This is a genomic window from Microbacterium sp. Cr-K32 (genome assembly GCF_000708345.1).
Classification (GTDB): Bacteria; Actinomycetota; Actinomycetes; order Actinomycetales; family Microbacteriaceae; genus Microbacterium; species Microbacterium maritypicum_A.
In genome coordinates this window covers 1-5,696 of sequence record NZ_JARD01000017.1, presented here as the reverse complement: position 1 = coordinate 5,696, position 5,696 = coordinate 1, and the positions used below count along the sequence as shown (strand labels likewise).

Here is a 5,696-nt window from a genome sequence, read left to right as displayed (position 1 = left end):
TGTGCGGGGATGGGGAGTTGTCCCCATCGACGGTGTTCGTGGGTGCGCCGTAGGGTGGGTGTTGTTCGGGCCGGAGGGGTCCGGTTCTCTCGATTGGCGGAGGTGTGGACGATGGCCGATTTCGGTGCGTCTTATGCGGAGATGGAGCAGGTGGCGTCGTCGCTGTCGCAGGCTCGTGATGACATTCAGGGTCAGTTGGACACGTTGAAGGGTCAGGTGGACACTCTTCTGGGTGAGGACTTCAAGACGCAGCATGCGTCGGGGAAGTTCGGTGAGGGGTACACGGAGTTGACGACGGGTCTGAAGACCGCGGTCGACGGCATCAACGACATGTCCGAGTCGCTGTTGGGCATGATGCGGGCGATCCAGGACCTGGACCAGCAGCTCGCCGGCAGCTGACACACGGCACGGTTTCACGAAGAGGGTCGACCACGACGGTCGGCCCTCTTCGTCGTTCGCGGGCGTTTACTCTGGGGGCATGAGCGCGTCTGACGCTGTCGAGGAGTTCGAACGCGATGTGTTGGAGGCGAACGTGCCCCTGGCCGCGCTGCACGAGGCGGCGGGAGTCTCGGGTGATGCGCGGATGCGGGTGCTCGCGACTCACGTCGCATTCCCGTCTTGGCCGGGAGTCACATCCGCGAGCGCGTTGAGACACGCGGCGCAGGAAGCGGAGATCACCGCGGCGCTGGACGAGTATGCGTCCTCCGCTCGCCCGTTGCTCCGACCGGCAGACCAGGAGCGTTGGGAGCTGCTGGTCGCCGAGATGCAGCGCCGGAGTGGCGACGGATTCCTCGCCGACGAGCTCGGGCGCAGCGCGGTGGGAGCCTCACTCCTGCGCGCGAAGCTCGGCGGTCGTCCGCATCGGGTGCAGCAGCGCGCCGGTATCGACTGCGCATGCGGCTACGCGGTCGATGGCCTCCTGCCGCAGAGGCTGTGTCCGGAGTGCTGCGACGTGCTCCTGCGGCGCTGGGTGGCGGAAGAACGGCGGCTGCTTCGGGCGATGCCCGCGTATGCGGAGGACGTCGCCCAGGTGATCGACGACGTCGCCCAGCAGCAGACGAAGGTGTTCGAGAGCCGCGGCGAGTATCTCGACTCCGAGGCCTTCGGCCGGAGGAAGGCCGGCGGACGACGCCTTGCCCGTCTGGGACGCAGACACCGGGCGGAGCTCGCCGGTGCCGATCTGCGACGGTGGACAAGCTTCATCGAGCCGCTTTCCCGTGCGTCCACGACGAGTCTGCGCTCCACGGTGCAGAAGGTGCACAAGCGCGGTCTCGGTGCGGCGGCGCTCACCGAACTCGGGGTGCGTGCAGACGCGGAGAGCATCAAGGCCTTCGTCAAGGATTCCGAGAAGCGCACGAAGAGCAGCAGGAGAGTGTGAGGCGCAGCCCGATGGGGAGTACTCCCCATCGCGTCGGGCGGAGCTTCCCCGTAACGTCGTAGCGTCCGGGAAGAAGGAGGGGGCCATGGCAGGCGAACGCATGCTCGTGCCGATCAGTGATCTGCAGACGACCAGCGAGAAGCTCGCGGCGATCGTGTCCGAGCTGGAGTCTGCGGCCGCGAAGCAGGACGACGTCGAGAACGCCGTCGGCAGGCCGTACGGGGACGGTCGCCTGAAGGACCGCTGCCACGACTTCGAGGGAAGCTGGAACGACAGCCGCGACAAGCTGCTGACCAAGCTCAAAGAGGTCGCCGATCGCGTCAAGGGCACGGTCGACGAGGTCACCAGCCTCGACAACGAGATGGCGACGTCGATGGAGCAGTCGGGGTCGGGGAACGCGCCGGGTGCCGGGCGTCAGCCAGCCGCGGTGTAGGGGGCGAGGCAGATGCAGACGAACAAGGGACGTGACGTCGAAGTCGTTGCCGGCGATGCCGTGGCGATCGCCGACCGGGGAACGAAGATCGTCGAGCTCGGCGACAGCATGGTCAGTGCCGCTGCGACGCTCAAGGGCATCAAAGACGGCTCCATCGATGGCGAGGGCTACGCGATGGACAAGATCAAGGACGTCGTCGACGACGTCCACAAGGATCTGGATGAGGCAGGGCGTCGGTACAAGCCGGCCGGGACCACGCTGAGCAGCTACGCGACGGCGCTCGAGACCGCCCAGAGCCGCATGCGCACGATCGTGGCGGAATGCCAGACGAGCCTCACCGAGCTGCAGACCGCGCAGTCGAACGCGGCCGATGCCGCCGACGCGCTCCAGGCGCACAACACCTCGACGCGGCTGAACCCACCGGCCGAAGAGGACGCGGCAGCGAACACGACTGCCGGCACGAATCTCGCGAACGCCGCCTCCGGTGCGGCGTCGACCCTCAACGCCGCGGAGACCACCCACAACGACAACCTCGACGCGTTCGACGGCGAGTACGACAGCTGGCACACCGCCTACGAGACGGCCGTTTCGGGACTGACCGACGCGAACAAGATCGGCGAGGACTCCACGTGGGAGAACATCGCCGGTGTCCTCGCCGTGGTCGCGGAGTGGGTGAGTTGGATCGGCCTCGCGATCGCCGTGCTCGGACTCATCATCGGTGGTCCGTTCTTCGCGATCGCGGCTCTGGTGGTCGGGGTCATCGCGCTGGCGCTCACGGTCGCCCTGATGTTCGACGGCCGCAAGGGCTGGGGTGACCTCGGCTGGGCGATCGTGGGCATCCTGCCTGTGGGCAAACTCGGCAAGATCTTCTCCGGCAAGGCGAAGTTCGTAGAGGAGTTCATCGGTCAGTTCCGCAATCCGGTCCAGCAGATGACTCGATTGCGCGGTCTCGCCGGAACCGCATCTCCGTGGCGGGGCATCGTCTCGCAGAACTTCGGCTCCTACGCGTCCGGTGTCTCCGGAGTCCGTCAGTTCGGGAACAACATCTTCGGCGGGCTCGGCGAGCGGTTCTTCTTCGGTGCCAACCGATCGTTCCAAGTCGCCTTCAACGACGCGGTGTCGTCGACCGGCCCGCGGTTCCAGGAGGTGCTGCGGGCGGCGCTGCCCGAAGGGCTCGCAAACGTTGCCAAGGCACCGACCAACTCGATGTTCGAAGCCGCGTGGAACACGTTCAAGTGGTCGGACCGAGTGGTGGGGCTCACCGGGAACGGCAAGCCCTCTGGTGGGTTGTCGCCCGCCGGGCTCGTCAACGGGCTGCTCTGATGGCGGGAGACGCGGGATTCGTCTGGGACCTCGACTTCGACGCCGCGTGGTTCGTCCCGCTTCCCGGAGTGGACGGGAGCCAGATCGGTCCCGATGCGGCGGCTGCCTGGACCGACGCCGCCCTCGCGAGGTTGCCCGATGCCGCGACGTCCGATCCGCAGCGCGCTGCGCTGCTGCGCGCGACCGCTGGCGCCCTGCTTTCGCAAGCCGAAGAAGGTGTCACCCGATTGTGGTTCGCTCCGGAGCGGATGTACAGCGATCTCCTCGTTACGATCACCGTGTCGCGAGCATCGGGGCCGGGGAGCGCAGCGAATGAGGAAGTCTTCGACGGCGACCGGTTCTCCGCTGGATTCGATGTGGTGCGACTGCAGACCGAGACGCATGGCAGCGGCTTCCTCCTCCGGCGCTCCACGCAACTCGAAGGGGAACAGCCGCTGTTCATCACGCAATGGACCGTGCGGCTGAACGACGGCACGTGGAGCATCCTTGTCGATACGCTGGGGACGACCCTTCCCGCCTTCGTCCTGTTCGAGGAGCAGCTCATGCGCCTGATCCCGGGGATCCGACTTCCGCGGACGGCGGCGGTCGAACAGTGAGCAGGTACGACCTCCTCGGCGTCGAAGCGCAGCTCTTCGAGCAGTATCCGGCGTTGGCCGATCGCCACGAGAAGGCGGCTCGAGCGGGCTCCGAGCATATTCGTGGTCTGATCGAGCGAAGCGACGCGGCGCGCGGGGGCGATGCCGACGCGTTCGCCGAGCATGTGGCATCCATTCAGCGCTCGGCTCTTGCGAGTTACGCAGCCTCGGTCCGAGGGATCGTGTCTGTCGAGGACATGGTGCGGTGGGTGCGCACCCGCGACGCGTTGAGGCTGAGCGCATATGACTCGCTGCTGCGCGAGGTCGATGCGCCTGGAGCGGCGTCTCTGCTCGATGCCCTGGAAGCGGTGCACGACAGTGGCGATGCATCGGGCGGCCAGGCGACGCTGGATCAGGCGCTCGCAGCCGTCGCGGATCGCTGCACCTGCGGATACGCCTCCACCCGCAACCTCCCGAAGCGCACATGCTACGTCTGCGCGCAGGCGGTGACGGCGGTGTGGGATGCGGAAGAGCAACGCGTGCTGCTTCGCCTGCCGGCGTTGCGAGAAGCGGTCGACGGGGTGCTCGATGCGCTGGTCGACCGACTGGCGGAGATCAAGCTGGATCCCGCCACGGAATGGTCTGTCGTCGAGCATGAACAACGGAAGGCTCGGCATCGTCTCACGCGACTGAACCGCGCTGCGCGTGGTGAGATCTTCGACGAGATGCTGACGAATTGGCGTGAGCTCGCCACCGCAGCCTCGCACGACTCTCGACCGATCGCTCGATCGGTGGCGAAGGGAGCCAAGCGCTCCGGGCTGGGGACGGCGCGTCTCAGCGCGATCGCGCTCCCCGGCAATGCCCTCGTCGAGTCACGCGCGAAGAAGAGAGCGCAACAGCGGTGAGCGAGATGAACGATCTCGGTGTGGAGTTCCGTTACGGCATCCCCGCCTTCCGCCTGGTGCTGCCTCCGGGGTGGGCCACGCATCTGCCCACGAACGCGGGCCAGCAGGAGGACGTGCGCAAGGCCAGTGCGATCTTCATGCAGGCCGGGCGCCCCGATCTCGACGCGGAGTTCCGCACGATGATGGCGCAGGCCAATCAGGGTATGCGCCGCACCAAGGTGTTCGCGATCTATCGGCAGGAAGACGTGCCGATGGAGGAGCTCCTGCCCCTCTCGATAACGGCCTCCGCCCTCGACGCCCCCGACGGCGAGAATCTCGACGGCTGGGTGACGGAGGCCTTCCGCCTCCGCGGCGCCGTCTTTCTCGACGAACACCTCCGGCACATCGTCCGCTGGTCCGCCGAGGCAACGCGCCCCGCGGGTGCGCCTGCGATCGACGGCGTCGGCGGACGCACCGTGACGTACATCATCCCCGTGCCGGGAACGCTGCGTCGCAAGGCGCTCGTGTTCACGTCTACCATCGTGATCCCGGACGGCGAGGTGATCCCCGCCGAGGTGCTCGACGGCATCGAGCTCCTCAGCGACGCCATGATCTCGACCTTCGCGTGGGAGCAGCTGGCCGAGGAGCCGGCGGTTCCCGTCACCGCCGAGCAGGCGCCGACCGACCGCCGCTGACTGGTGTGCGGGGATGGGGAGTTGTCCCCATCGACGGTGTTCGTGGGTGCGCCGTAGGGTGGGTGTTGTTCGGGCCGGAGGGGTCCGGTTCTCTCGATTGGCGGAGGTGTGGACGATGGCCGATTTCGGTGCGTCTTATGCGGAGATGGAGCAGGTGGCGTCGTCGCTGTCGCAGGCTCGTGATGACATTCAGGGTCAGTTGGACACGTTGAAGGGTCAGGTGGACACTCTTCTGGGTGAGGACTTCAAGACGCAGCATGCGTCGGGGAAGTTCGGTGAGGGGTACACGGAGTTGACGACGGGTCTGAAGACCGCGGTCGACGGCATCAACGACATGTCCGAGTCGCTGTTGGGCATGATGCGGGCGATCCAGGACCTGGACCAGCAGCTCGCCGGCAGCTGACACAC

General features: G+C 66.8%; 8 protein-coding genes. All 8 read left to right on the top strand.

Annotated features, from left to right (window positions below; all coding sequences use genetic code 11):
* Positions 1-111 precede the first annotated feature (111 nt).
* The gene (locus GZ64_RS0108275) at positions 112-399 is read left to right on the top strand and encodes a WXG100 family type VII secretion target (protein ID WP_028501988.1); all 288 of its coding nucleotides are present in this window, start codon (positions 112-114) and stop codon (positions 397-399) included.
* A 79-nt stretch (positions 400-478) separates the two neighbouring features.
* Positions 479-1,378 (top strand): hypothetical protein, encoded by a 900-nt coding sequence (locus GZ64_RS0108270; RefSeq protein WP_029265882.1) that lies wholly within the window; start codon positions 479-481, stop codon positions 1,376-1,378.
* An 85-nt stretch (positions 1,379-1,463) separates the two neighbouring features.
* On the top strand, positions 1,464-1,811 hold the full coding sequence (locus GZ64_RS0108265) for a hypothetical protein (protein WP_021200029.1): 348 nt from the start codon (positions 1,464-1,466) through the stop codon (positions 1,809-1,811).
* Positions 1,812-1,823: 12 nt separating this feature from the next.
* The gene (locus GZ64_RS0108260) at positions 1,824-3,134 is read left to right on the top strand and encodes a hypothetical protein (protein ID WP_029265881.1); all 1,311 of its coding nucleotides are present in this window, start codon (positions 1,824-1,826) and stop codon (positions 3,132-3,134) included.
* Entirely contained in the window at positions 3,134-3,730 is a 597-nt protein-coding gene (locus tag GZ64_RS0108255) for a hypothetical protein (RefSeq protein WP_029265878.1), read from the top strand. The genes GZ64_RS0108260 and GZ64_RS0108255 overlap by 1 nt, the downstream gene beginning before the upstream one ends.
* Complete coding sequence (locus GZ64_RS0108250) at positions 3,727-4,614, top strand: hypothetical protein (protein ID WP_029259842.1); 888 nt, start codon at positions 3,727-3,729, stop codon at positions 4,612-4,614. The genes GZ64_RS0108255 and GZ64_RS0108250 overlap by 4 nt, the downstream gene beginning before the upstream one ends.
* 5 nt (positions 4,615-4,619) lie before the next feature.
* The gene (locus tag GZ64_RS0108245; RefSeq protein ID WP_156040314.1) at positions 4,620-5,288 is read left to right on the top strand and encodes a hypothetical protein; all 669 of its coding nucleotides are present in this window, start codon (positions 4,620-4,622) and stop codon (positions 5,286-5,288) included.
* Positions 5,289-5,403: 115 nt separating this feature from the next.
* A complete protein-coding gene (locus GZ64_RS0108240) occupies positions 5,404-5,691 on the top strand; it encodes a WXG100 family type VII secretion target (protein ID WP_028501988.1) in 288 nt (95 codons plus the stop codon).
* The last annotated feature ends 5 nt before the right edge of the window (positions 5,692-5,696 follow it).